This is a genomic window from Polaromonas sp. P1_H6 (genome assembly GCF_056405195.1).
The window spans coordinates 65243-87971 of the sequence record NZ_JBFUCN010000013.1; the positions used below are offsets into that span (position 1 = coordinate 65243).

Consider the following 22729-nt stretch of genomic DNA (forward strand, 5'->3'; position numbering starts at 1 on the left):
AAAAGTTTTGGGGCCTGAGCCTTAGACCTTCTTCGCCTTTTCGAATGCCTCATCAATCGTGCCGACCATGTAAAACGCTTGTTCCGGCAGGTGATCGCACTCGCCGGCCACAATCATCTTGAAGCCGCGAATCGTTTCGGCCAGGCTGACGTACTTGCCGGGCGAGCCGGTGAACACTTCAGCGACGTGGAAAGGCTGCGACAGGAAACGCTGGATCTTGCGGGCGCGGGCCACGGCCAGCTTGTCTTCAGGGGCCAGTTCGTCCATGCCCAGAATCGCGATGATGTCGCGGAGTTCCTTGTAGCGCTGCAGCGTGCCTTGCACGGCGCGGGCCGTTGCGTAGTGGTCTTCACCGACGACGTTCGGGTCCAGCTGGCGGCTGGTGGAGTCGAGCGGGTCGACCGCGGGGTAGATACCCAGCGAGGCGATGTCACGGCTCAGCACCACGGTGGAGTCCAGGTGGGCGAAGGTGGTGGCGGGCGACGGGTCGGTCAAGTCATCGGCAGGGACGTAAACGGCCTGGATGGAAGTGATGGAGCCGACCTTGGTGGAGGTAATACGCTCTTGCAGGCGGCCCATTTCTTCGGCCAGCGTAGGCTGGTAACCCACGGCGGAAGGCATACGGCCCAGCAGCGCGGACACTTCGGTACCGGCCAGTGTGTAGCGGTAGATGTTGTCCACGAAGAACAGCACATCGCGGCCTTCGTCACGGAAGGATTCGGCGATCGTCAGGCCGGTCAGCGCGACGCGCAGGCGGTTTCCTGGGGGCTCGTTCATCTGGCCGTAGACCATGGCCACTTTGGATTCGCCGAGGTTCTCGAGGTTCACGACGCCGGAGTCGGCCATCTCGTGGTAGAAGTCATTGCCTTCGCGGGTACGCTCACCCACACCGGCGAACACGGACAGGCCCGAGTGCGCCTTGGCGATGTTGTTGATGAGTTCCATCATGTTCACGGTCTTGCCGACGCCGGCGCCGCCGAACAGGCCCACTTTGCCGCCCTTGGCGAACGGGCAAACCAGGTCAATCACCTTGATGCCGGTTTCCAGCAGTTCCTGCGATGGCGAGAGTTCGTCATAAGCAGGCGCCTTGCGGTGGATGGGAGCGGTCAGGGTCTGGTCGACCGGGCCGCGCTCGTCGATGGGCGCGCCCAGCACGTCCATGATGCGGCCCAGCGTGGCCTTGCCGACGGGAACCGTGATGTTGGCGCCGGTGTTGTACACCATGTTGCCGCGGCGCAGGCCGTCGGAGGTGCCCAGCGCGATGGTGCGCACGATGCCGTCGCCCAGCTGCTGCTGGACTTCCAGCGTCAGCGCGGAGCCTTCCATTTTCAGCGCGTCATAGATCTTGGGCATCTGGTTGCGCGCGAATTCCACGTCAACCACCGCACCGATACATTGAACGATTTTGCCTTGAGCTTGTGAAGCGTTATTCATATTGAAACTCCGTTATCAGATTTTTGACTCATTCCACCGAGATGGAAGGATCGACTACTGCGGCCACATGGCGCGCAAACGTCTCATACATTTGCGCATTGCGCGCGGCGGTTCCCATGCTTCCCCAGCTCGCAAGGCGGAACGTCACGTTGATCTGGCTGCTCTTGAGGATTTTGCCGGCCGCGTCCTTGACGATGACATCAGCCACCACAAAGTCATTGCCGGCGAACACGCCGGCGAAGTAGACGGCCGCGCCATTGCGCACGCGCAGATCAGTCACGTTCACATCGAGGGTCTGCGTCGAGCCGGGCAGCAACAGCTTGCGCTTGGTCAGGTCACCCGTGATTGCCGACTGCAACTGGTCTTCCTTGAAGCCCGGATTGTCCCGCATGCGGATGCGTGCGGCGTCCGAGATCTTCATGCTCAGGCCAGCGACATTGGCCGCCGCCGAAGCGTTGCTGCTGAGCGTCTGCGTCTTCGACGTGACACCGCAACCGGCAAGCGCCAGAACGGAAGCCAGGATAGCTGTGAGAATGATTTTCATGTGAATCAAACCGCAGCAGCACCGGCAACGATTTCCGAAAGTTCTTTCGTAATCGCCGCTTGACGCGTTTTGTTGTAAACCAGCTTGAGTTCGCCGATCACGCTGCCGGCGTTGTCGGTGGCGGCCTTCATGGCCACCATGCGGGCGGACTGCTCGGACGCCATGTTCTCGGCAACCGCCTGGTAGACCAGCGCTTCCACGTAGCGGACCAGCAGGTCGTCGATCACGGTCTGCGCGTCAGGCTCGTAGATGTAATCCCAGCCGTGCTGGTCCTTGTCGGCCTGCAGGTGCGCCGCTGTCAGCGGCAGCAGCTGCTCGACCACCGGTTCCTGGCGCATGGTGTTGATGAACTTGGTGTAGCACAGGTACACCGCGTTGATCTTGCCTTCGCTGTACGCATCGAGCAGCACCTTGACGGGGCCGATCAGTTTTTCCAGGTGCGGCTTGTCGCCGAGCTGGGTCGCGTGCGACACCACCTTGGCGCCCACACGGTTCAGAAAACCGAGGCCCTTGTTGCCGATGGCGACTGCCTTGGCATCATGGCCGGCGGCCTGCACTTCCTTGAGCTTGGCCGTCACGGCGCGCAGCACGTTGGTGTTCATGCCGCCGCACAGGCCCTTGTCGGTCGTCACCACGATGAACCCGGTGGCCTTGGCGTCGTTGGACTCCATGAACGCGTGGGTGTACTCGGGGTTGGCCTGACTCAGGTTGGCCGTGATGTTGCGGATCTTGTCGCTGTAAGGACGGGCAGCGCGCATCCGCTCCTGCGCCTTGCGCATCTTGGAGGCGGCCACCATTTCCATGGCCTTGGTGATCTTCTTGGTGTTTTCCACCGATTTGATCTTGCCGCGAATCTCTTTACCTGCTGCCATAGGATTTCCTGGAGGTTCTTGCCTTAACTGATGTAGCCGTCACGCCTTCAGGCGAACGACTTCTTGAACTCGGCCACGGCCGTGTTCAGTTCAGCCTCAGCATCCTTGTCCATGGCCTTGTTGGCTTCGAGCTTGGCCATCAGGGCCGCGTTCTTGTCCTTCAGGTAAGCGTGCAGGCCGTGCTCGAAAGCCAGGACCTTCTTGACTTCCACGTCGTCCATGAAGCCCTTGTTCACGGCGAACAGCGTGGCCGCCATGTTGGAGATGGACAGAGGCGAGTACTGGGCCTGCTTGAGCAGTTCGGTCACGCGGGCGCCGCGGTCCAGCTGCTTGCGGGTGGCTTCGTCCAGGTCGGAAGCGAACTGCGCGAAGGCAGCCAGTTCACGGTACTGGGCCAAGTCGGTACGGATACCGCCGGACAGGTTCTTGATCAGCTTGGTCTGGGCTGCACCACCGACGCGCGACACCGAGATACCGGCGTTGATGGCGGGGCGGATACCGGCGTTGAACAGGCTGGTTTCCAGGAAGATCTGGCCGTCGGTGATCGAGATCACGTTGGTCGGAACGAAAGCGGACACGTCGCCGGCCTGCGTTTCGATGATCGGCAGCGCGGTCAGCGAACCGGTCTTGCCTTTGACCGCACCCTTGGTGAAGTCTTCAACGTACTTCTCGTTCACGCGGGCTGCGCGCTCGAGCAGGCGGCTGTGGAGATAGAACACGTCGCCGGGATAGGCTTCGCGGCCTGGCGGACGGCGCAGCAGCAGCGAAACCTGGCGGTAGGCCACGGCCTGCTTGGACAAATCGTCATACACGATCAGCGCGTCTTCGCCGCGGTCGCGGAAGTATTCGCCCATGGTGCAGCCGGAGTAGGCGCTGACGTATTGCATGGCGGCGGATTCGGAAGCGGAAGCCGCCACGACGATGGTGTATTCCATGGCGCCGGCTTGCTCCAGCGAGCGCACCACGTTCTTGATCGAGGAAGCCTTCTGGCCGATCGCGACGTAGACGCAGGAAACGCCTTTGCCCTTCTGGTTGATGATGGCGTCGATGGCCACGGCCGTCTTGCCGGTCTGGCGGTCGCCGATGATCAGCTCGCGCTGGCCGCGGCCGACGGGCACCATGGAGTCGATGGACTTCAGGCCGGTCTGCAGGGGCTGGTCGACGGATTTACGGGCGATCACGCCGGGCGCGACCTTTTCGATCACGTCGGTGAGCTTGGCGTTGATCGGGCCCTTGCCGTCGATAGGCTGGCCCAGGGCGTTCACCACGCGGCCGAGCAGCTCGGGGCCGACAGGCACTTCCAGAATGCGGCCGGTGCACTTGACGGTGTCGCCTTCGGCGATGTGTTCGTATTCACCCAAAATCACGGAACCGACCGAGTCGCGCTCGAGGTTCAGTGCCAGGCCGTAGGTGGGGGTACCGTCGGCGGTTGCGGGGAATTCCAGCATTTCGCCCTGCATCACGTCGGACAGGCCGTGGATGCGGACGATACCGTCGGTCACGGACACCACGGTGCCCTGGTTGCGGATGTCGCTGCTGCCGGTCAGGCCTTCAATACGGCTCTTGATCAGTTCAGAAATTTCTGCGGGATTGAGTTGCATGACTCTTTCCTTCTTTCTATGTTTGTTGGCTTAAAACCTGCGGATGGCGCCTGGGCACCGGCTCAGGAGATCAGCGCCACTTTCATTTGCTCTAAACGGGCTTTGACCGAGGTGTCCAGCACCTCGTCACCCACCACGACTCGCACGCCCCCGATCAGGGCCGGCTCCAGCTCAACCTGGAGGTTGAGCTTCTTGCCAAAACGTTTTTCCAGCGTTGCTGACAGGCCGGCCAGCGCTGCGCCGTCGAGCGCGAAAGCGCTGTAGACGGTCGCATCGGACGAACCGCTCTGCGCATTTTTCAGGACACGGAACTGCGCGGCGATTTCCGGCAGGGCGCCGAGGCGGCCGTTCTCGATCACTGTGCGCAGGAAGTTTTTCGCGGCGTCCGGCAGCTTGGTTTTGGCAACGCCCGAAATCACGTCGAACGCCTGCGCCGAAGTGACGCCGGGGTTGCCGGCGAACTGCTGCAGCTGCGCATTGGCAGCGATGGCGGCCAGCTCGTCGAGCCAGACGGCGGTGCCGCCCAGGTCGGAGCCGGAGGCCTTGAACAGCGCTTCAGCGTAGGGACGGGCAATGGTGGCTAGTTCTGCCATGTTGATGCTCGCTTAGAGTTCGGTCTTCAGGCGGCCCAGCAAGTCAGCATGCACACCGGCATTGACTTCCTTGCGCAGAATCTGCTCGGCGCCCTTGACGGCCAGCGCTGCCACCTGCTCGCGCAGGGCTTCGCGTGCCTTGACGGCTTGCTGCTCGGCTTCGACCTTGGCGGCGGCGATGATCTTGCCGCCTTCTTCGGTGGCCTTGGCCTTGGCCTCTTCGATCAGGGCCTGGCCCCGGCGCTCGGCTTCAGCCAGGCGCACGGCCGCTTCGTTGCGCGACTTGGCCAGCTCTTCTTCCACGCGCTTGTTGGCGACGGAGAGTTCGGATTTGGCTTTGTCGGCAGCAGCAAGGCCGTCAGCGATTTTTTGCGCGCGCGCGTCCAGGGCCGCCGCGATGGGTGGCCACACAAACTTCATCGTGAACCCGACCAAAATCAGGAACACGATCAGCTGGACAATTAGGGTACCGGTAATGCTCACTGCTCATCCTTTCCCTTGGGGCCCAGCCAGAAGCCGGCCCGAAGGAATGACATTCTTGGGACTTTGATCAATGCTTACTTGGGCAGGTTGGCGATTTGCGCCAGGAAGGGGTTGGCGGTGGCGAACCACAGCGCGATACCCGTGCCGATAATGAAAGCGGCGTCGATCAGGCCGGCCAGCAGGAACATCTTGGTCTGCAGTTCGCCCATCAGTTCAGGCTGGCGTGCAGCTGCTTCGAGGTATTTGCTGCCCATGATGCCGATGCCGATACAAGCGCCGACTGCGCCCAGGCCAATGATGAGGCCGGCGGCCAGAGCGACAAAACTAATAACTTCCATGATGACTCCTTAGGACTTGGTTACGAGAGAAAAACAAAAACGAAAACGGGGGATAACTGAGCTGTTGCCTGACTAGTGGTGATCGTGCGCCTGGCCGATATACACCAGCGTCAGCATCATGAACACGAAGGCTTGCAGCGTGATGATCAGGATGTGGAAAATCGCCCAGGCCGAGCCCGCGATGATGTGGCCGATGGCCAGGCCGATGCCGGTCGCCGACAGCGACCAGGCGCCGCCCATCAGGGCGATCAGCAGGAAAATCAGTTCGCCGGCATACATGTTGCCGAACAGTCGCATGCCGTGGGAGACCGTCTTGGCGACAAACTCGATGACCTGCATCAGGAAGTTGAAGGGGTACAGCGCCCAGTGGTTGCCGAAAGGCGCGGTGAACAACTCGTGGATCCAGCCGCCCACGCCCTTGATCTTGACGTTGTAGACCAGGCAGGTGATCAGCACGCCCATGGACAGGCCCATGGTGATGGAAAGGTCGGCGGTGGGCACCGAGCGCATGTAAGCGTGGTGCGCGTCATGGCCGGCAGCACCATACACCCAGGCCCACAGCACCGGCAGCAGGTCGACCGGCAGCAAGTCCATGGCGTTCAGCAGGAAGATCCAGACAAACACGGTGAGGGCCAGCGGCGCGACCAGCTTGCGGCTTTCGGCGTTGTGCACGATGCCCTTGGCTTGCGCGTCGACCATTTCAACGAGGATTTCAACCGCGGCCTGGAAACGGCCGGGAACGCCGGAGGTGGCTTTGCGGGCGGCTTTCCAGAGCAGGAAGCAGCCGATCACACCCAAAAGGATGGTGAAAATGGTGGAGTCGATATTGATGACGCTCAGATCGAACGGGCCAACAAGTTCCTTGTTACGCCAGTGCGTCAGGTGGTGAACGATGTATTCACCAGCGGTTGGACCGCCATGTCCAGCAGCATTCTCAGCAGCCATTTATTGCTCGCCTCAAAGTTTATTTTTCCTGACCGCGAACAACAACGCGATCCAGGACGTTTTCATTGTCACCACCAGGCCGACCAGCATGGCCGGCCAACTCAGCATCGAAACCAGCCTTGGCGCGGCAAACAGCATTGCCACCGTCAAGGCGATCTTGACCATTTCCCACAAAAAGAATCCAGCCACCGCAGTGCCTGGATTCATAGACCACACTTTGCCGGTCAAACCGCGCGCAAAAAGCGCCGCCGGAATCACCACCGCCAGCGCCCCGTAGAGCGCCGACCAGCCGGCGGACCGCTGGCCTGTCAGGGCCCAAGTGACACATGCCACCAGAACACCAACCGCCAACTGCCCCGCCAACACCGACCAAGGGGAAAGAAGCGGAACCGTTTCACGAAGCTTTTGGGCTTCTTCACGGGTCAGGGGCTTGAAAGCCTCCACATCCGCCTCAAACTCATCTGTAACTGCCCGGGAGACCGGGTTCGTTGCCGACTTCGCCGAATTTGTCATTTTGAAACCTACAAATTACGGGAAAGTTACAGGGGCCGCTATTAGCAAAGCCCTTGATTATACGTAGAAACCCCAGCGCTCCGACAAAAACCCCGGCTCGGGGTTGAATTAGGGGCCTTCCTCGCGTGCATCGGGGTAAACACCAGGCTGCTGGTTCACAATGGACTGACAACACGGCCCGACGGCCGGCGCCGCCCACCCCCACTGAAAGATCCCCTCATGCACGCCCTGATGAAATTCCTGCACCTCGCCGCCGCCATTGCCTGGCTGGGCGGAATTTCCTTCATGCTGTTCGCCCTGCGCCCCGCCGCCGCCGAGCAACTCGCGCCGCCGCAGCGCCTGCCCCTGATCGTGCAGGTGCTGCGGCGCTTTTTTGTGGGGGTCTGGGTTTCCATCGCGATCCTGCTGCTGACCGGTCTGGCCATGCTGCTGGCCGTCGGCATGAAAACCGCGCCCACCGGCTGGCACCTGATGTTCGGCCTGGGCCTGTTGATGTTCGCGCTTTTCGGCCACCTGTATTTCGGCCCTTTCCGCCGCCTCAAGCTGGCTGTCAGCGCCTCCGACTGGCCCGAGGGCGGACGCCGTGTCGGGCAGATCGCCACCCTGGCCATCGTCAACCTCGCACTGGGCGCGCTGGCCATCGCCGCCGTCATTTTTCTCGCGTGAAGAAGAAGCCGCGGCACAAACCCCGAAAACCCGCCGGCTGGCTGGAACGCCTGAAGGCGTCGGTGCCGACCCGCGAGGCGCTGGCCGCCCATCCCTGGCTCAGGCCGGTGGCGCACCGTGTGCTGGACCCACAGCTGTGGCGGCTGCAGCACGAAGCCGTGGCGCGCGGCGTGGCCATCGGCATCTTCTGGGCTTTTGCGCTTCCGTTCGCGCAAATCGTGGCGGCCGCGGCCCACAGCGTCTGGTGGCGCGCCAACATCCCGGTCGCGGCCGGCATTACGTTCATCACCAACCCCTTCACCGTGGGCTTCTGGCTCTGGCTGGCCTACCAGGTCGGCAGCTTGGTGCTCGATGCGCCACCGCCGGTGCATATCTCCGAAGGCGTGGGCGTGGTCGCCTGGCTCGCCTCCTTCGGCGGGCCTGCCATACTGGGCATGGGCCTGTTTGCGGTGCTGGGTTCGACCGCCGGCTACCTGCTGGTCAAGCTGGCCTGGCGCCTGCGCGTCTGGTTCAAGCGCCGCCACCGCTAAACACCGGACAATCCGGCATCCACTTTTTCTCTTCTTCAACTTCACCATGACCACGCCTTCCCCCAGCCTTCCCGACACGCCCTGCTACCTCAACGGCGAATTCACTCCCCTGAAAGACGCCAAGATCAGCGTGATGGACCGCGGCTTCATCTTCGGCGACGGCGTGTACGAAGTGGTGCCGGCCTACGGCGGCCGGCTGTTCCGCTTTGAGCAGCACATGGCGCGCCTGGACCGCAGCCTGGCCGAGCTGCGCATCCCCAACCCGATGACGCGTGACGAATGGCAGGCCATGGCCCTGAAACTGGTCGCGGCCCACGCGCAATCCACCGGTACGCCGGCCGAAAGCGGCAACCAGCTTGTCTATATCCAGCTCAGCCGCGGCGTGGCCATGCGCGACCACCCCATGCTGCCCGGCCTCACGCCCACCGTGTTCGCGGTGGCCAATGCCATGAAACTGCCCAGCGCTCAGCAGCGCGAGGCCGGTGTGGCCTGCGTGACGGCCAACGACTTCCGCTGGGAAAAAGCCCACATCAAAAGCACCAGCCTGCTGGGCGCGGTGTTCGCGCGGCAGATCAGCGTCGACGCCGGCGCGGTGGAAACCGTGATGTTCCGCGGCGAGCACCTGAGCGAAGCCTCCTCGAGCAACGTCTGGATCGTCAAGGACGGCAAAGTCATGGGGCCGCCCAAGGACAACCTGGTGCTCGAAGGCATACGCTTCGGCCTGATCGAGGAAATCTGCCGCGCCGCCGGCATTCCCTTCGAGCTGCGCCGCATCACACGCGACGAAGTGCTGGCGGCCGATGAAATTCTGCTGTCTTCGGCCACAAAGGAAGTGTTGCCGGTCACCCTGCTCGACGGCCAGCCCGTGGGCCACGGCCTGGAAAAAGGCCGGCCCGGCCCCATCTATGCCAAGCTGTACGCCCAATACCAGCGTGTAAAACAGGCCTGAAAGGACCCCTTGCCATGACGACATCGCCCAATACTCCGAACACCCCGAAAATCATCGGAGTCCCCGGCTCCGAGCCTTCGCGCCAGGAGTCGCTGATCGAATATCCGTCGCAGTTCCCCATCAAGGTCATGGGCCCCAAGGTCGAAGGCCTGGTCGCCGCCATCACCTCGGTGGCGCACCAGTTCGACCCGGCCTTCGACGCTTCCACCATTGAATTGCGCGAAAGCAAGGGCGGCAACTACCTGGGTGTGACCATCACCGTCACGGCCACCAGCCGCGAGCAGCTCGACGAGCTTTACCGCACGCTGTCCACGCATCCCATGGTCAAAGTGGTCCTCTAAACAAGACGGACCGCGGATGCAGGCCGAAACACGCCACCTGGGCCGGGTCGACTACCTGCCCACCTATGAAGCCATGCAAGCCTTCACGGCCGCCCGCCACCCGGCCGGCGCCGCTGAAGGCGGGCTACAGGCGGCGCAGGGCGAGCCCGACCAGCTGTGGATCTGCGAGCACCCGCCGGTCTATACCCAGGGCCTCGCGGGCAAAAGCGACCATGTACTCAATCCCGGCGCCATCCCGGTGGTGCAGACCAACCGCGGCGGCCAGGTGACCTACCACGGCCCCGGCCAAGTCGTGGCCTACCCGCTGGTAGACCTCAAGCGCGCCGGCTACTACGTCAAAGAATACGTCTACCGCATCGAGGAGTCCGTCATCAAGACCCTGGCGCATTTCGGCGTCACCGGCCACCGCGTGGCCGGCTCACCCGGCATTTACGTGCGCCTGGACGACCCGGCCTCGCACGCCGCGCTGACCGGCCCGCTGAACCCGGCCGACCCGTTTCGCGGCCTCGGCAAGATCGCCGCCCTGGGCATCAAGGTCAGCCGGCATTGCACCTACCACGGCGTGGCGCTGAATGTCGCCATGGACCTGGAACCCTTCTCGCGCATCAACCCTTGCGGCTATGTGGGACTGCAAACCACAGACCTTTCTACAATCGGGGTATCGGCAAGCTGGCAGGAAGCCGCGGATGTGCTGGGCCGCAAGCTCGTCACCTACCTGGCTCCTTAAGAACCTGCCGCCAACACGAAACACATTCATGAGCACACCCGACCCCCTCCAAACCACGGCCAACCCGGTGGTCCGCGAAGTCCAGGCCCTGGAAGGCTACAACCCGCTGGCCAAACAGAAGGCCGCGGCCAAGCTCTCGCGTATCCCCGTCAAGGTGGTGCAGGGCGAAATACTCAAGAAGCCTGACTGGATACGCGTCAAGGCCGGCAGCCCGACCACGCGCTTCTATGAGATCAAGCAGATCCTGCGCGAGAACAAGCTCAACACCGTCTGCGAAGAAGCCAGTTGCCCCAACATCGGTGAATGCTTCGGCAAGGGCACGGCCACCTTCATGATCATGGGCGACAAGTGCACGCGCCGTTGCCCCTTCTGCGACGTCGGCCACGGCCGGCCCGACCCGCTGGACAAGGACGAGCCGCTGAACCTGGCCAAAACCATCGCGGCCCTGAAACTGAAATACGTCGTGATCACCAGCGTGGACCGCGACGACCTGCGCGACGGCGGCAGCGGCCACTTTGTCGAATGCATCCAGAAAATTCGCGAACTCTCGCCCGCTACCACGATTGAAATCCTGGTGCCCGACTTCCGCGGTCGCGACGACCGCGCGCTCGAGATCCTCAAGGCCGCACCGCCCGACGTGATGAACCACAACCTCGAAACCGCGCCGCGCCTGTACAAGGAAGCGCGCCCCGGCAGCGACTACGCCTTCAGCCTGAACCTGCTCAAGAAATTCAAGGCCCTGCACCCCGACGTGCCGACCAAGAGCGGCATCATGGTCGGTCTGGGCGAGACCGACGAGGAAATTTTGCAGGTGATGCGCGACATGCGCGCCCACAACATCGACATGCTGACCATAGGCCAGTACCTCGCGCCCTCCACCAGCCACCTGCCGGTGCGCCGCTACGTGCACCCCGACACCTTCAAGATGTTCGAGGAAGAGGCCTACAAGATGGGCTTCACCCACGCCGCCGTCGGCGCCATGGTGCGCAGCAGCTACCACGCCGACCAGCAGGCCCATGCGGCCGGTGTCGCCGACAAGGCCGACGCGGCCATCGCCGCCATTTGATATTCGCGTGATGCACGCGCCGCAAAACTCCCTGTCGCTGCGCCACTACGGCGCCTCGCACAGCAGCCATGCGCATGGGCACTTCCAGGTGTTGCTGAGCCTGGACGGCGTGCTTGAACTGGAAGTGCAGGGGCGCGGGCACCGCATCGCGGCCGGCCAGGGCTGCGTGATCCCGCCCGGTGAGCACCATGATTTTGAATCTCGCGGAGGTGCCCGCTGCCTGGTGCTGGACACCACGCAGGCCGGCTGGGCGCGCTGTGCTTACGACCCGGCCCACACCGCGCAAGCCCTGGCACTGGGCAATTACCTGGCGCATGCTTTGCAGCAGCGGGGCAGCCTGGCGCAGCATTACGGCCCGGCCTTGCTGCTCGAGGCCTGGCAGTCGCTGCCGGAGGTTTCAACACCCGCGCGCTACCAGCGCCCCATTCAATGGGAACAGCTGGCCACCTGGACGCAGCAGCGCCTGCATGAGCCGCTCAGCGTCGCGCAACTCGCCGCGCAGGTGTTCTCAAGCCCCACGCAATTCGCCGCGCGCTGCCGGCGCGAAACCGGCCTCAGCGTCATGCACTGGCTGCGCCGGCAACGCCTGGACCTGGCGCTGCAACTGCGCGGCCGCGGCATGAGCGTGGCCGACACCGCGCTGCACTGCGGCTACAACTCGCCCTCGGCGCTGACTGCCGCCCTCAGGCGGCGGTCAAGCGCAAACCCGGCAAATCAGTAACGGTTGGGATTGTTGGGCCGGCGGTCGTAGCGGTCGCTCACGCCGTCGCCGTCACGGTCGTAGCGCGGGCCGCCGTAGCCAGGGCCGCCGCCGCGGTAATGCGGCCCATTGTCATAAGGCACGGGATAGGCCACGCAGCCTGACAAGGCCATAAAACCGATCACCGACAGCAAAAGAATGGAAAGCTTTTTCATGGGGTCTCCTCGAAGTGGGATGAGAGCCCTCATTTCAAGCCCGGCCCGTGCCCGCCAAGTGTCCGCCCCGCGCCTGGGAGGTGAAGCTGGTTACCGGATGTAGGCATTCCTGTAGGACACAGACCCCCCGTTAGGCCCCGTTTGCGCGACGGCAGACCGTGCTTGCGCGACGACGGCGGGCACTGCGACTTTTATGCTTGCGGCCATGCCAGCCAATCTTTATGCACTGGGCGCCATCGCCCTCTGGGCCCTGTTTGCCTCGCTCGGGGTGTCACTCAAACACGTACCGCCTTTTTTGCTCACCGGCGTCGCGCTGTTGATCGGCAGCGTGCTGGCCCTGCCCTTTGTCTTGCGAGACCGCACGCAATGGAAAATTCCTGCCGCCACGCTGGCGCTTGGCGTGTATGGCCTCTTCGGGTTTCACTTCCTGATCTTCATTGCGCTGCGGCATGCACCGGCGGTCGAGGCCAACCTGGTGAACTACCTTTGGCCGCTCTTCATGGTGGTGCTGGCGCCGCTGTTCCTGCGCGGCGTGCAGCTGCGCGCGGTGCACGTGGCCGCGGCCCTGCTGGGTTTTGCCGGCGCGGCCATCGCCATCCTGGGTGCAGCTGGCGGCACCGCCACAGGCGGCTGGTCATGGGGCTACCTGCCGGCACTCGGCTCGGCCTTCATCTGGGCCAGCTACTCGCTGCTGACAAAACGGGTGCCGGCCTTCCCCACTGCGGCCATGGGCCTTTTCGGCCTGGTGTCGGGCGTGCTGTCGCTGCTGTGCCACTGGGCGCTGGAGCCTGCCGCCACGCTCTCGGTGCAAGACGCGCTGCTGCTGGCCGTGATGGGCCTCGGTCCACTGGGCGCGGCGTTCTTCCTCTGGGACAAGGCCCTCAAGCTCGGCGACGCCCGGCAGATCGGCATCCTGAGCTATCTCACGCCGCTGGGCTCCACCGCGCTGCTGATGGGGGTCAGCGGCCGCGCGCTGAGCTGGAGCATAGGCTTGGCGGCCGTGATGATCATAGGCGCGGCGGTGCTGGGCACGCGGGCACGCTAGGCGCCGCGAGCGCACGGATTGCCAGCGCCAAAGCCAGCGCGCCGACGGCCAGGACTGACGCGACCGCGAAGGTGATCCGCATGCCCGTGGCCACCGCCTCGGGGTTTGCCGCCGTGATGTCGCTGGCCGCCGAAGCGAACGCGAACACCGCGCCCATGACGGAAGCGCCGGTGACCAGCCCGAGGTTGCGCGACAGGCTCAGCAGGCCGGACACCACGCCGCGGCGGTCCGGCGCGACCTCCGCCATGACGGCCGTGTTGTTGGCGGCCTGGAACAGCTGGTAGCCGGGCGTCAGCACGGCGATGGCGGCGATGTAGCCCGCCAGGCCGAACAGTCCCGGCAGCAGCGACAGCGCCACCGAGCCGGCCACCATGGCGGCCAGGCCCGCAATCGCCGTGCGCGGCGCACCCAGGCGGTCGACCAGCCGGCCCGCCGGCACACCACTCAGCGCGGCCATCACCGGGCCCGCCGCCAGCACCAGCCCCACCAGCGCCGTGCCCAGCCCGAGCGCGCGCGACAGGTAGAAAGGCCCGACCACCAGCGTCGCCATCATCACCGTCGCGACCAGCGCGTTCATCGCGAGGCTGGCGCTCAGCACCGGGTCGCGGAACATCGCCAGGCGCACCAGCGGCGATGCGACCCTGGCCTCGGCGAACACAAAGAGGCCGGCGCCCAGTGCCGCCGCCGACAGCAGCGCGATGTTGAGCACACCGAAATTGCCACGCCCCAGGGTCACGGCCAGCGCATAGGCCGCCAGCGTCAGGGCCAGCAACAGCGTGCCCACGGCGTCGAAACCGGCCCTGCCGGATTGACCGGCCCCGGCCTGGCGATCCTGCGGCAGGTGGCGGTAAGCCAGGAACAGCGCGAGCAGGCCCAGCGGCACATTGACAAAAAACAGCGCGCGCCAGCCGAAGCCGGCGATCAGCACCCCACCCATCGAGGGGCCCAGGGCCGTGCCCACCGCGGACATGGTGCCGAGCAGGCCCATGGCGCTGCCGGTCCTGGCCTTGGGCACCGTCTCGCCGACAAAGGCCATGGTCAGCGCCATCATGGCGGCGGCGCCCAGGCCCTGCGCCGCTCGTGCCGCGACCAGCAGCCAGAGCGTGGGCGCGACAGCACACAGCACCGAAGCCGCCGTGAACAGGGCGATGCCCGCCAGCAGCAGGCGCCGCCGCCCGACGATGTCGCCGAGCCGCCCGGCGCCGACGATCAGGGTGGTGATGGCCAGCAGGTAGGCCAGCACGATCCACTGGACTTCCTGGAAAGAGGCGTTAAAGGCCTGCGCCAGGGTGGGCAGGCCGACATTGGCGATGCTGGTGCCCAGCGAGGACAGCAGCATGGACAGTGACAGGCCGGCCAGTGCCCAGCGCACGGAGGCTGGCATGGAGGGCGGGGCGGCCTTATCGGGTTTGGCTGGGATTGGCTTGGACATGGACTGCGCTTTCTATTTCGTTGGCAACTCACGGAATGGAGTTACCCGAGGTCTCAAGCCTAAGTTTTTGCCTCACATAGCGGAAGACGCAGCATTTGCACTTTATTCGTGCATCAAACGCCATGTCACAGGCAAATGCGCTATGGTTAGTCCATGTCCACCCCCGATTTCAACCTGCTCGCCGTGCTCGACGTGTTGCTCGCCGAAGGCAGCGTGGCCGGCGCGGCCAAGCGCTTGCGGCTCAGTCCCTCGGCCATGAGCCGGGCGCTGGCCCGCCTGCGCGAGACCACCGGCGACCCACTGCTGGTCCGGGCCGGGCGCGGCCTGGTGCCCACGCCGCGGGCCATCGAATTACGCGAACAGGTCGGGCAACTGGTGCAGGACGCGCAAGCGGTGCTGCGCCCTGCCGAAAAGCTGGATCTCACACGGCTGGTGCGCACCTTCACGCTGCGCACCCGCGAAGGCTTTGTCGAGAACTTCGGGCCGGCGCTGCTTGCCCGCGTCGGCCGCGAAGCACCCGGCGTGCGCCTGTGTTTTGTGCAAAAACTCGACAAGGACAGCACGCCTCTGCGCGACGGCGCCGTCGACCTGGAAACCGGCGTGATCGGCAAGACCACGGCGCCTGAACTGCGTGTGCAGGCCTTGTTCCGCGACCGTTTCATAGGTGTCGTGCGCATGGGCCACCCGCTGAGTGAGGGTGAAGTCACGTCAGCCCGCTATGCGGCCGCCCGGCACATCGCCGTCTCGCGGCGCGGCCTGGGCGCGGAACCGGTGGACGAGGCGCTGGCGCCGCTCGGGCTGCAAAGAGAGGTCGCCGCCATCGTCGGCGGTTTTTCCGCAGCACTGGCCCTGGCCCGCGAGTCCGAGCTGGTCGCCAGCGTGCCCGAGCGGCATACCGGCAAGCTGCGCGCCGGCATGCTGAGCTTTCCCCTGCCGGTCGCCACGCCGGACATCACCGTGTCCTTGATGTGGCACCCGCGGCTGGATGCCGACCCGGCGCACCGCTGGCTGCGCGCCTGCGTGCGCGAGGTCTGCTCCGGGCAGCCCGCCAGTGATGAACCAGCCCTATGATCGGGCCCACCCAAAACAACGAGTCTCCCCATGGAAAAGATCAGCCACGGCGCAGGCCTGTTCACGCTCAAGGAATTCCTGACGCCGCAGGAATGCGCCGTCTACATCGGTGGCAGCGAACAAACCGGCTATGAAGAGGCCGCCATCCAGACCGCCAATGGCGCTGAAATAGCCAGGGAAATCAGGAACAACGACCGGATTGTTTTTGACGACCCGGCGCTCGCGAAAACCCTGTTTGAACGCGCGCGGCCTTGCCTTCCGAACGAGCTCGACCAGTGGACGCTGTCGGGGTTCAATGAACGGTTCCGGTTTTACCGCTACGTCCCCGGCCAGTATTTCAAATGGCACAAAGACGGGTTTTATTTCAAGAGCGACGATGAGGTCAGCCTGCTGACTTTCATCATCTACCTCAACGAAGGCTATGAAGGCGGGAACACGGAATTCCAGTGGGAAATCATCAAGCCGTCCACAGGGATGGCCCTGGTTTTCCCCCATGCCATGAGGCACCAGGGTGCGCCCATTGCCAGCGGCACAAAGTACGTCCTGCGTACCGACGTGATGTACAGCAAAAGCGCGCAGCCAGCCGGTTGAAGCGCGGCTAGCGCCACAGCACCTGCACAGCCAGCCCCGGCGCCGCGTTGCTCAGCTCCAGCTGGGTGCCGTGCGCCTGCGCCACCAGCCGGCACAAATACATACCCAGGCCGACACCGCCGGTGGCGCGCTGGCGTGCGCCGTCGGTGCGAAAAAAAGGCTCGGTCAGGTGTTCCAGCTGCGCCGGCTCCACGCCGGGGCCGAAGTCGCGCACCTCCAGCAGCACGCCGCCGCCCTCCGCCGCATGCAGCGACACGCGCGGCGGGCTGGCCGCGCCGGCGCTGTAGCGCAGCGCGTTATCCAGCAGGTTGCGCAGCAGCAGGCGCACGCGCATGCGGTCCAGCGCCAGCGGCGGCAGGTCAGTCGCCAGGTCCAGTTCCACGCCCGCCGCCTGCGGCATGTCGGCCACCACCTCGCGCGCCAGCGCGGCCAGGTCCACCGTCTCGCGCTGCAAGGCGGCGTGCGGGCTGGCCAGGCGCTCGCTTTCGAGCAGGTCGCTGATCAGGTCGCGCATCTCGCCGAGGTCGCGCAACAGCGCCTCGCGTTCGCGCGGCGCGCTGCCCTCGCCCGCCACCGGCAGCAGCTCGGCATTGAGGCGCGCGCGCGTCAGCGGCGAGCGCAGCTCGTGGCTCAGCGCCAGCAGCAGCCCGCGCTTGGCGTCCAGCATGGCCTTGATGTCGTGCGCCATGGTGTTGACGCGCCCGGCCAGGTCGCCGAGTTCGTCGCGCCGGCGCAGCGGGATGGGCGTGTCGAACACGCCGCGGCCGAAACGCTCGGCCCCGGCGCGTATGTCGTCCAGCGGGCGCAGCAAGCGCCGCACATAGGAATAGGCGCCCACCAGCAGGCCCAGCAGCAGCGCCAGCGTGATCCAGCCGAACATGCCATGCGAGGGAATGGTGCCGGGGCCGAAGATCACCTTGTGGCCGTCGGCCGTGGTGCGGCTGAGCCACTCGCCGGTACGGCCCTCGAAGCGATGGCGCTCGGGGTGCGACTGCCAGTTCACCTGCGGACCCTCGATGCGGATCGAAATCGGCAGCCGCGCCGCCAGCGCCTGCGCGCGGCCCAGGTCGGGCGGCGAGCCCAGGTCGGCCACCAGCCTGTCCGTGTAGTCGATGATCAGCGGCCTGGCCGCATCGCGCCAGCCGCTGGAAAACGCGCGCTGCATGCCGCCCATGAAGACCGCGCCCATGGCCAGCGCCAGCAGCAGGAACACCGTGATCAGCCGCAGCCGCAGCGAGTGCCCCCAGCGGTGGCGCCAGCGCTCGGGCCGGGATGGGCGGCAGCGCTTGGGCCGCCTCATGGCGCGCCCGCCTTGCCCACCGCCAGCGTGTAGCCGGCGTTGCGCAGCGTCTTGATGCAGTCCAGCGGCTCGAGTTTTTTGCGCAGCCGGCTCACCACGATGTCGACCGCGCGTGTGTACAGCTCCGCCTCGTGGCCGCGCAGGCGGTTCAGGATGTCGTCGCGGTTGAACACCTTGCCCGGGTCGGCCGCCAGCAGCGCCAGCAGCTCGAACTCGGTGCCGGTCAGCTCGACCTTCTCGCCCAGGCGCAGCACCTCGCGCGTTTCGGTATTGATCACCAGGCCTTCGAACACACGGCGCGGGCCGGCCGGCGCCACGGTGCGCTGGCGCCGCAGGATGGTCTGCACGCGCGCCACCAGTTCGCGCGGCTCAAAAGGCTTGGGCAGGTAGTCGTCGGCGCCCAGCTCCAGGCCGACCACGCGGTCCATGACGTCGCCGCGCGCCGTCAGCATGATGACCGGGATGTCGCTTTCCTTGCGGATCTCGCGGCACAGCGCGAAGCCGTCCATCTCGGGCAGCATCACGTCCAGGATGGCCGCGTCATAAGCGCCGGCGCGCAATTTCGCCAGGCCCTCGCCGGGGCGCAGCGCGCTGTCCAGCACGAAGTCAAAACGCGCGAAATAAGCGGCCAGCGGCGCGGCCAGGTGCTCGTCGTCGTCAATCAGGAGTATGCGGGGCATGCGGCCATCATATGAAACTCGCGCGGCGTGCAAAGTACAGGCCCGCCAGCAGCAGGGTCACCAGGGCGAGGTGGAACACCAGGTCGGGCGCCGACTGCGGCCCTATGCCGATGAAGATGGTGAACAGGCCCACCAGCGTGCCGATCAGCGCGAAGGACTGCCCCAGCAGCGCCAGCTTGCGCGTGCGCCCGGGCAGCACAAAACTGAGCCCCCAGGCCGCCAGCAGCACGGCGGCGATCACCGCCTCGGCGATGCGGGCCTGGCCGTGGGCATGGCCCCGCAACAGCAGGCCGCTGTGCACCAGCGAGGCGGCCACCAGCAGGCCGGACTCCAGCAACAGGAAGCCGCGCAGCATGCGCCAGGAATGGGCCGTTTTCACCATGGGTCTTGTGGACCCAGCCGGCCCAGATGGGTATGGCCGAAACCCGCGCTGTACTTGAGGCCGTAGCCGAGCAGGCGGTCAAAGCCGATGTGCGCGCACCAGACCAGCCCCGCCGCCAGCAACATCGGTGAAGCACCAAGCACGCCCGCGGCCAGCAAACCGACCGCACCTAAATAAGAATGCGCCGCGTTATAGGCCAGTGCGCCCCAGCGCGGCCCCGCGAGGTAGGCCAGGAAGGACAGGTCGGGCAGCAGGAACAGCGCCGCGAACCAGCCCCAGCCCGCGCCGAACTGGGCATAGGCCGCCACCGAAGCGGCCAGCACCACCAGCCCTTCAGCGCGCAGCAGCAGGCGCACGCCGCCACTGGCGCTGCCAGTCCCGGCCACGGTGCTCACGCGCCGCACAGCCCGCGCCATGCGGGCGGGCGGAAAGAACAGCGCCTCAGCCATGGTGGCCCCAGCGGCGGCCGCGTTCCATGAAGTCACGCACTTTCTGTTGCTGCTCGGGGCGCAGGTTGTCGAAGAAATCGGCCGCGGCGGCGATCACCTCGGGGCTGCCGGCCTGCAGGGCCGCGGTTTTTTCATCGATCAGTTTTTTCGCACCGGCCTGGTCCAGCTTGTTGCCGGCGAACAGGCCGCGAACCGTGTCACGCGGCTCGGTGGTGCCGCGCAGGGCGGTGCGCTGGGCCTGCAGCTTGTCGGCCAGCACCGTGAGCTTCTGTTTTTGCGCGGCATCGAGGTCCAGCCGCGAGCCGATTTTTTCGACCATGCGGGCACGGGCTTCGGGCGAACCCATGTCGCCGTGCATGCCGCCGGGGCCGCGCTGCGCGCAGGCGCCCAGGCTGCCGATGATGAGCGCCCCGCCGAACAGGCCGAGCAGCGTTTTTTTGATGCGGTGTTTCATGAAGAGCCTTGCAGAGGTTGGAAGGTCTTCATGGTGCCTGCGCCGGGGAGGCAGGTGTTTTCGCCCGGGTTACGGCATGTTTCGCTTTGTTTCGGCGGGACGGTGCCCCGGCCCCGCTCAGTCTTGCAGCAGGGCAGCCGGGTCTTCGCTGGCTAAAACCCGTGCGGCCCAGGGCTGCAGCTTGGAGGCATCGGCGCGCAGGATCTGCTGCTTGACCGCCAGGATTTGCGAGGGGTGCATGGAAAAACTGCGCAGGCCCAGGCCCAGCAGCAGCCGCGTCATGCCCACGTCGCCGGCCATTTCACCGCAGACGCTGACGCCCTTGCCCTGGGCATCGCATTCGGCGATCGTGTCGGCGATCAGGCGCAGCACCGCCGGGTGGCAGGGGTCGTAGAGGTGCGACACCGTCTCGTCGGCGCGGTCTATCGCCAGCGTGTACTGGATCAGGTCGTTGGTGCCTATCGACAGGAAGTCGAAGTACTTCAGGAAGAGCTTGAGCGTGAGCGCGGCCGCCGGGATCTCGATCATCGCGCCCAGGCGCACCGGGCCGTAGGGCGTGCCGCTGTTGTCGAGCATCGCGCGTGCGTGGTCTATCAGCGACATGGTCTGGCGGATTTCTGTGGCATGCGCCAGCATGGGCACCAGCAGGTTGACCTGGCCGTGCGCCGCCGCGCGCAGGATGGCGCGCAGCTGCGTGAGGAACATCGGCGGGTCCGCCAGGCTCCAGCGTATGGCGCGCAGGCCCAGCGCCGGGTTCAGGTGCGTGTCCTGCGCCTTGGCGTGGCGGTCCAGCGGTTTGTCGGAGCCTATGTCCACCGTGCGTATGGTCACCGGCAGGCCGTGCATGCCTTCTATCGCCTTGCGGTAGGCCTGGTATTGCTCTTCCTCGTCGGGCAGCTTGCCGCTGCGCCCCATGAACAGGAACTCGCTGCGGAACAGCCCGACGCCTACCGCGCCGGCCGTCACCGCGCCCACGGTGTCCTCGGGCATCTCGATGTTGGCCAGCAGCTCGATGCGCTGCCCGTCAATCGTCAGCGCGGGCGTGTTCTTCAGGCGGTTCAGGCGCTGGCGCTCGAGCTCGCCCTGGCGCTGCTTGAAGCCGTACTCGGCCAGGATGATGGGCGAAGGGTCGACGATCAGCACGCCGGCGTCGCCGTCGATGATGACCCAGTCGTCCTGCTTGATCAGCTGGCTGGCGCTGCGCGCGCCCACCACGGCTGGGATGTCCATGCTGCGCGCCACGATGGCCGTGTGCGAGGTCTTGCCGCCCACGTCGGTGGCGAAGCCGGCGAACAGGCTTTGCTTGAACTGCAGCATGTCGGCCGGCGAGATGTCGTGCGCCACCAGCACCAGCGGCACGTCGGTGGTGTCGTCCAGCAGCAGGTCCTGCTGCGAAAGCTTGCGGCCCGCGCCCGCCTGGCCGGCCGGCTGCACCGGCGAGGCCACGCCCTTCATGTGGCGCAGGATGCGCTCGACCACCTGCTCGAGGTCGGCCTTGCGCTCGCGCAGGTACTCGTCCTCCATGTCGTCGAACTGGCGCGCGATGATTTCGTACTGCGTGGTCAGCGCCCACTCGGCGTTGTAGTGGCGGTCGGTGATCCAGTGCTTCACGCCGCTGATCAGCTGCTCGTCCTGCAGCAGCATCAGGTGCACGTCCAGCAGCGCGGCGAGTTCATGCGGCGCGTCCTTGGGCAGGTCCTGCTGCAGGCGTGTGATTTCCTCCACCACCGCATTGCGCGACACTCGCACCCGCGTGATCTCGTCCGCCGTCTTGGCATCGTCGACAAAATAGTGCGCCACGTCGGCGCGGCTGGACGCCACGAGCACGGCACGGCCGATCGCGATGCCGCGTGAAACAGCCAGGCCGTGGACGGAAAAAGTCATGCGGCACTCCCTGTTTGCGGCGTGGCGGCCGCGTCCAGCACGCATTCGAAGGCCGAGAGCCTGGCCCCCGGCTTGGCGCCCAGCCAGGCGTCCAGCGCGCGCCTGGCCTGGCCGGCTTCCTGCGCCGCGATGCCCAGCCGCCACGAATCGCCGCTGGGGGCCGGCTCGTCATGGTTGTGGCCGCCGTCGGCAAACGGCCGGCCTTCGGAGCAGGCCTTGCACAGGGTATGCAGCGTTTCCGACCAGTTTTCCATGGCCACACGCTCGGCATCGCAGCGCGCGCGCAGCTCATCGAGGTCGGCGCTGGTCGCGCCCTCGACGACTGCTTCGAAGGTTGAATAGGCGGAGGCCTGGAGCAGCTGCAGCTCATCAAAGACGGCGGCTTCCCGCGTGCCGATCTTGCGGTAGCCGTTGGGCGCGCCGTCATGCAGCAGCAGATCACCGTGTCGGCGGCCCGAAGCCGCCAGCGGAACGCTTTCGATCACGGCCCGGGCCGGGTCTATGCGCCGGGTCCAGATCACCTCGGGCTCGCCGTCGACGGCCACTCGTACCGGCGTCGCACCGATGGGGTAGTCGACCGGCCCATCGCCCTCGCCGACGTTGATGCCGTACTGCTTCCAGGCGCTGCGCGCGCGGGCCCAGTCGCCCAGGGCGGTGGCGGCAATGCCGGCGTTCCAGATCGCCGCTTCGCTGGACGGGTCCAGGCGGATGGCCTCCAGGTTGGCCTCCAGCGATTCGCGCCATTCGCAGCGGTATTTGTGCAGCAGGCCGATGTTGTACCAGGGCTTGGCCCAGTCGGGCCTGTAGCGGATGGCTTCGCGGTAACAGGCCAGGGCGAGCTCGTCCTCATCCCCGTCACGACACTGGATTCCGCGTTCATTGGCGCGAAACGCCAGGCCCGACCTTGAAATCCGCTTGGGCACG

Annotated in this window: 28 protein-coding genes; 10 read left to right on the forward strand and 18 right to left on the reverse strand. The window is 65.6% G+C overall.

Annotated elements, in window-relative coordinates:
- Nucleotides 1-21: 21 nt before the first annotated feature.
- From atpD to AC1D1F_RS13785, 9 genes are all read right to left on the reverse strand, one after another.
- Nucleotides 22-1434: a F0F1 ATP synthase subunit beta gene (gene atpD, locus AC1D1F_RS13745; protein ID WP_477700754.1), complete on the reverse strand. Its 1413-nt coding sequence runs from the start codon at nt 1432-1434 to the stop codon at nt 22-24.
- 28 nt (nt 1435-1462) lie between these two features.
- On the reverse strand, nt 1463-1978 hold the full coding sequence (locus AC1D1F_RS13750) for a hypothetical protein (protein ID WP_477696801.1): 516 nt from the start codon (nt 1976-1978) through the stop codon (nt 1463-1465).
- Nucleotides 1979-1983: 5 nt separating this feature from the next.
- Nucleotides 1984-2850, reverse strand: coding sequence for a F0F1 ATP synthase subunit gamma (gene atpG, locus AC1D1F_RS13755; RefSeq protein WP_477655760.1), 867 nt, complete (start codon nt 2848-2850; stop codon nt 1984-1986).
- 47 nt (nt 2851-2897) lie between these two features.
- Nucleotides 2898-4451, reverse strand: a complete 1554-nt coding sequence (atpA, locus tag AC1D1F_RS13760; protein WP_411884717.1) for a F0F1 ATP synthase subunit alpha — start codon at nt 4449-4451, stop codon at nt 2898-2900.
- 62 nt (nt 4452-4513) lie between these two features.
- Nucleotides 4514-5044 carry a F0F1 ATP synthase subunit delta gene (locus AC1D1F_RS13765; protein ID WP_477655761.1) on the reverse strand — a complete coding sequence of 177 codons (531 nt, stop codon included), beginning with the start codon at nt 5042-5044 and terminating at the stop codon, nt 4514-4516.
- A 12-nt stretch (nt 5045-5056) separates the two neighbouring features.
- A complete protein-coding gene (locus AC1D1F_RS13770; protein ID WP_477677889.1) occupies nt 5057-5527 on the reverse strand; it encodes a F0F1 ATP synthase subunit B in 471 nt (156 codons plus the stop codon).
- Nucleotides 5528-5601: 74 nt separating this feature from the next.
- Nucleotides 5602-5865 (reverse strand): F0F1 ATP synthase subunit C, encoded by a 264-nt coding sequence (gene atpE, locus AC1D1F_RS13775; RefSeq protein WP_007868969.1) that lies wholly within the window; start codon nt 5863-5865, stop codon nt 5602-5604.
- Nucleotides 5866-5937: 72 nt separating this feature from the next.
- Nucleotides 5938-6810, reverse strand: coding sequence for a F0F1 ATP synthase subunit A (atpB, locus tag AC1D1F_RS13780; RefSeq protein ID WP_477655763.1), 873 nt, complete (start codon nt 6808-6810; stop codon nt 5938-5940).
- Between the two features lie 12 nt (nt 6811-6822).
- Nucleotides 6823-7323, reverse strand: a complete 501-nt coding sequence (locus AC1D1F_RS13785) for an ATP synthase subunit I (protein ID WP_477677890.1) — start codon at nt 7321-7323, stop codon at nt 6823-6825.
- 219 nt (nt 7324-7542) lie between these two features.
- Between AC1D1F_RS13785 and AC1D1F_RS13790 the strand changes: the two genes are divergently transcribed.
- Genes AC1D1F_RS13790 through AC1D1F_RS13820 form a run of 7 tightly spaced genes read left to right on the forward strand, consistent with a single transcriptional unit; the run spans nt 7543 to nt 12323 of the window.
- Nucleotides 7543-7989, forward strand: a complete 447-nt coding sequence (locus AC1D1F_RS13790) for a DUF4149 domain-containing protein (RefSeq protein WP_477696802.1) — start codon at nt 7543-7545, stop codon at nt 7987-7989.
- A complete protein-coding gene (locus tag AC1D1F_RS13795; protein ID WP_477675926.1) occupies nt 7986-8519 on the forward strand; it encodes a DUF2062 domain-containing protein in 534 nt (177 codons plus the stop codon). The genes AC1D1F_RS13790 and AC1D1F_RS13795 overlap by 4 nt, the downstream gene beginning before the upstream one ends.
- 46 nt (nt 8520-8565) lie before the next feature.
- On the forward strand, nt 8566-9468 hold the full coding sequence (locus AC1D1F_RS13800; RefSeq protein WP_477675927.1) for a D-amino acid aminotransferase: 903 nt from the start codon (nt 8566-8568) through the stop codon (nt 9466-9468).
- A gap of 14 nt (nt 9469-9482) precedes the next feature.
- Nucleotides 9483-9809 carry a YbeD family protein gene (locus AC1D1F_RS13805; protein WP_477675928.1) on the forward strand — a complete coding sequence of 109 codons (327 nt, stop codon included), beginning with the start codon at nt 9483-9485 and terminating at the stop codon, nt 9807-9809.
- Nucleotides 9810-9825: 16 nt separating this feature from the next.
- On the forward strand, nt 9826-10536 hold the full coding sequence (lipB, locus tag AC1D1F_RS13810) for a lipoyl(octanoyl) transferase LipB (protein WP_477675929.1): 711 nt from the start codon (nt 9826-9828) through the stop codon (nt 10534-10536).
- Nucleotides 10537-10564: 28 nt separating this feature from the next.
- A complete protein-coding gene (gene lipA / locus AC1D1F_RS13815) occupies nt 10565-11602 on the forward strand; it encodes a lipoyl synthase (RefSeq protein ID WP_477675930.1) in 1038 nt (345 codons plus the stop codon).
- A gap of 10 nt (nt 11603-11612) precedes the next feature.
- On the forward strand, nt 11613-12323 hold the full coding sequence (locus AC1D1F_RS13820; RefSeq protein WP_477675931.1) for an AraC family transcriptional regulator: 711 nt from the start codon (nt 11613-11615) through the stop codon (nt 12321-12323).
- Here AC1D1F_RS13820 and AC1D1F_RS13825 read toward each other — a convergent pair.
- Nucleotides 12317-12517, reverse strand: coding sequence for a hypothetical protein (locus AC1D1F_RS13825; protein ID WP_477655772.1), 201 nt, complete (start codon nt 12515-12517; stop codon nt 12317-12319). The two genes, AC1D1F_RS13820 and AC1D1F_RS13825, sit on opposite strands and share 7 nt — an antisense overlap.
- Before the next feature lie 205 nt (nt 12518-12722).
- On the opposite strand from AC1D1F_RS13825, the gene AC1D1F_RS13830 reads away from it, so the two are divergent.
- Nucleotides 12723-13562: a DMT family transporter gene (locus AC1D1F_RS13830; RefSeq protein WP_477675932.1), complete on the forward strand. Its 840-nt coding sequence runs from the start codon at nt 12723-12725 to the stop codon at nt 13560-13562.
- Here the strand turns inward: AC1D1F_RS13830 and AC1D1F_RS13835 are convergent.
- Nucleotides 13525-14994, reverse strand: coding sequence for an MFS transporter (locus AC1D1F_RS13835; protein ID WP_477675933.1), 1470 nt, complete (start codon nt 14992-14994; stop codon nt 13525-13527). The two genes, AC1D1F_RS13830 and AC1D1F_RS13835, sit on opposite strands and share 38 nt — an antisense overlap.
- Before the next feature lie 153 nt (nt 14995-15147).
- On the opposite strand from AC1D1F_RS13835, the gene AC1D1F_RS13840 reads away from it, so the two are divergent.
- On the forward strand, nt 15148-16065 hold the full coding sequence (locus tag AC1D1F_RS13840; RefSeq protein ID WP_477675934.1) for a LysR family transcriptional regulator: 918 nt from the start codon (nt 15148-15150) through the stop codon (nt 16063-16065).
- Between the two features lie 30 nt (nt 16066-16095).
- The gene (locus tag AC1D1F_RS13845) at nt 16096-16656 is read left to right on the forward strand and encodes a 2OG-Fe(II) oxygenase (RefSeq protein ID WP_477675935.1); all 561 of its coding nucleotides are present in this window, start codon (nt 16096-16098) and stop codon (nt 16654-16656) included.
- 7 nt (nt 16657-16663) lie between these two features.
- On the opposite strand, the gene AC1D1F_RS13850 is transcribed toward AC1D1F_RS13845, so the two are convergent.
- The 7 genes from AC1D1F_RS13850 to AC1D1F_RS13880 form a co-directional block, all read right to left on the reverse strand.
- Nucleotides 16664-17956, reverse strand: a complete 1293-nt coding sequence (locus AC1D1F_RS13850) for a sensor histidine kinase (RefSeq protein ID WP_477675936.1) — start codon at nt 17954-17956, stop codon at nt 16664-16666.
- Nucleotides 17953-18636: a response regulator transcription factor gene (locus AC1D1F_RS13855; RefSeq protein ID WP_477675937.1), complete on the reverse strand. Its 684-nt coding sequence runs from the start codon at nt 18634-18636 to the stop codon at nt 17953-17955. Before AC1D1F_RS13855 ends, AC1D1F_RS13850 begins: the two co-directional genes overlap by 4 nt.
- Before the next feature lie 7 nt (nt 18637-18643).
- Nucleotides 18644-19018: a hypothetical protein gene (locus AC1D1F_RS13860; RefSeq protein WP_477675938.1), complete on the reverse strand. Its 375-nt coding sequence runs from the start codon at nt 19016-19018 to the stop codon at nt 18644-18646.
- The gene (locus tag AC1D1F_RS13865) at nt 19012-19503 is read right to left on the reverse strand and encodes a DUF4260 domain-containing protein (RefSeq protein WP_477696804.1); all 492 of its coding nucleotides are present in this window, start codon (nt 19501-19503) and stop codon (nt 19012-19014) included. The genes AC1D1F_RS13860 and AC1D1F_RS13865 overlap by 7 nt, the downstream gene beginning before the upstream one ends.
- Nucleotides 19460-19921: a Spy/CpxP family protein refolding chaperone gene (locus AC1D1F_RS13870; RefSeq protein WP_477675940.1), complete on the reverse strand. Its 462-nt coding sequence runs from the start codon at nt 19919-19921 to the stop codon at nt 19460-19462. The genes AC1D1F_RS13865 and AC1D1F_RS13870 overlap by 44 nt, the downstream gene beginning before the upstream one ends.
- A gap of 117 nt (nt 19922-20038) precedes the next feature.
- A complete protein-coding gene (gene ptsP / locus AC1D1F_RS13875; RefSeq protein ID WP_477675941.1) occupies nt 20039-21805 on the reverse strand; it encodes a phosphoenolpyruvate--protein phosphotransferase in 1767 nt (588 codons plus the stop codon).
- Nucleotides 21802-22728 carry a tetratricopeptide repeat protein gene (locus AC1D1F_RS13880; RefSeq protein ID WP_477696805.1) on the reverse strand — a complete coding sequence of 309 codons (927 nt, stop codon included), beginning with the start codon at nt 22726-22728 and terminating at the stop codon, nt 21802-21804. Before AC1D1F_RS13880 ends, ptsP begins: the two co-directional genes overlap by 4 nt.
- Between the last annotated feature and the right edge of the window lies 1 nt (nt 22729).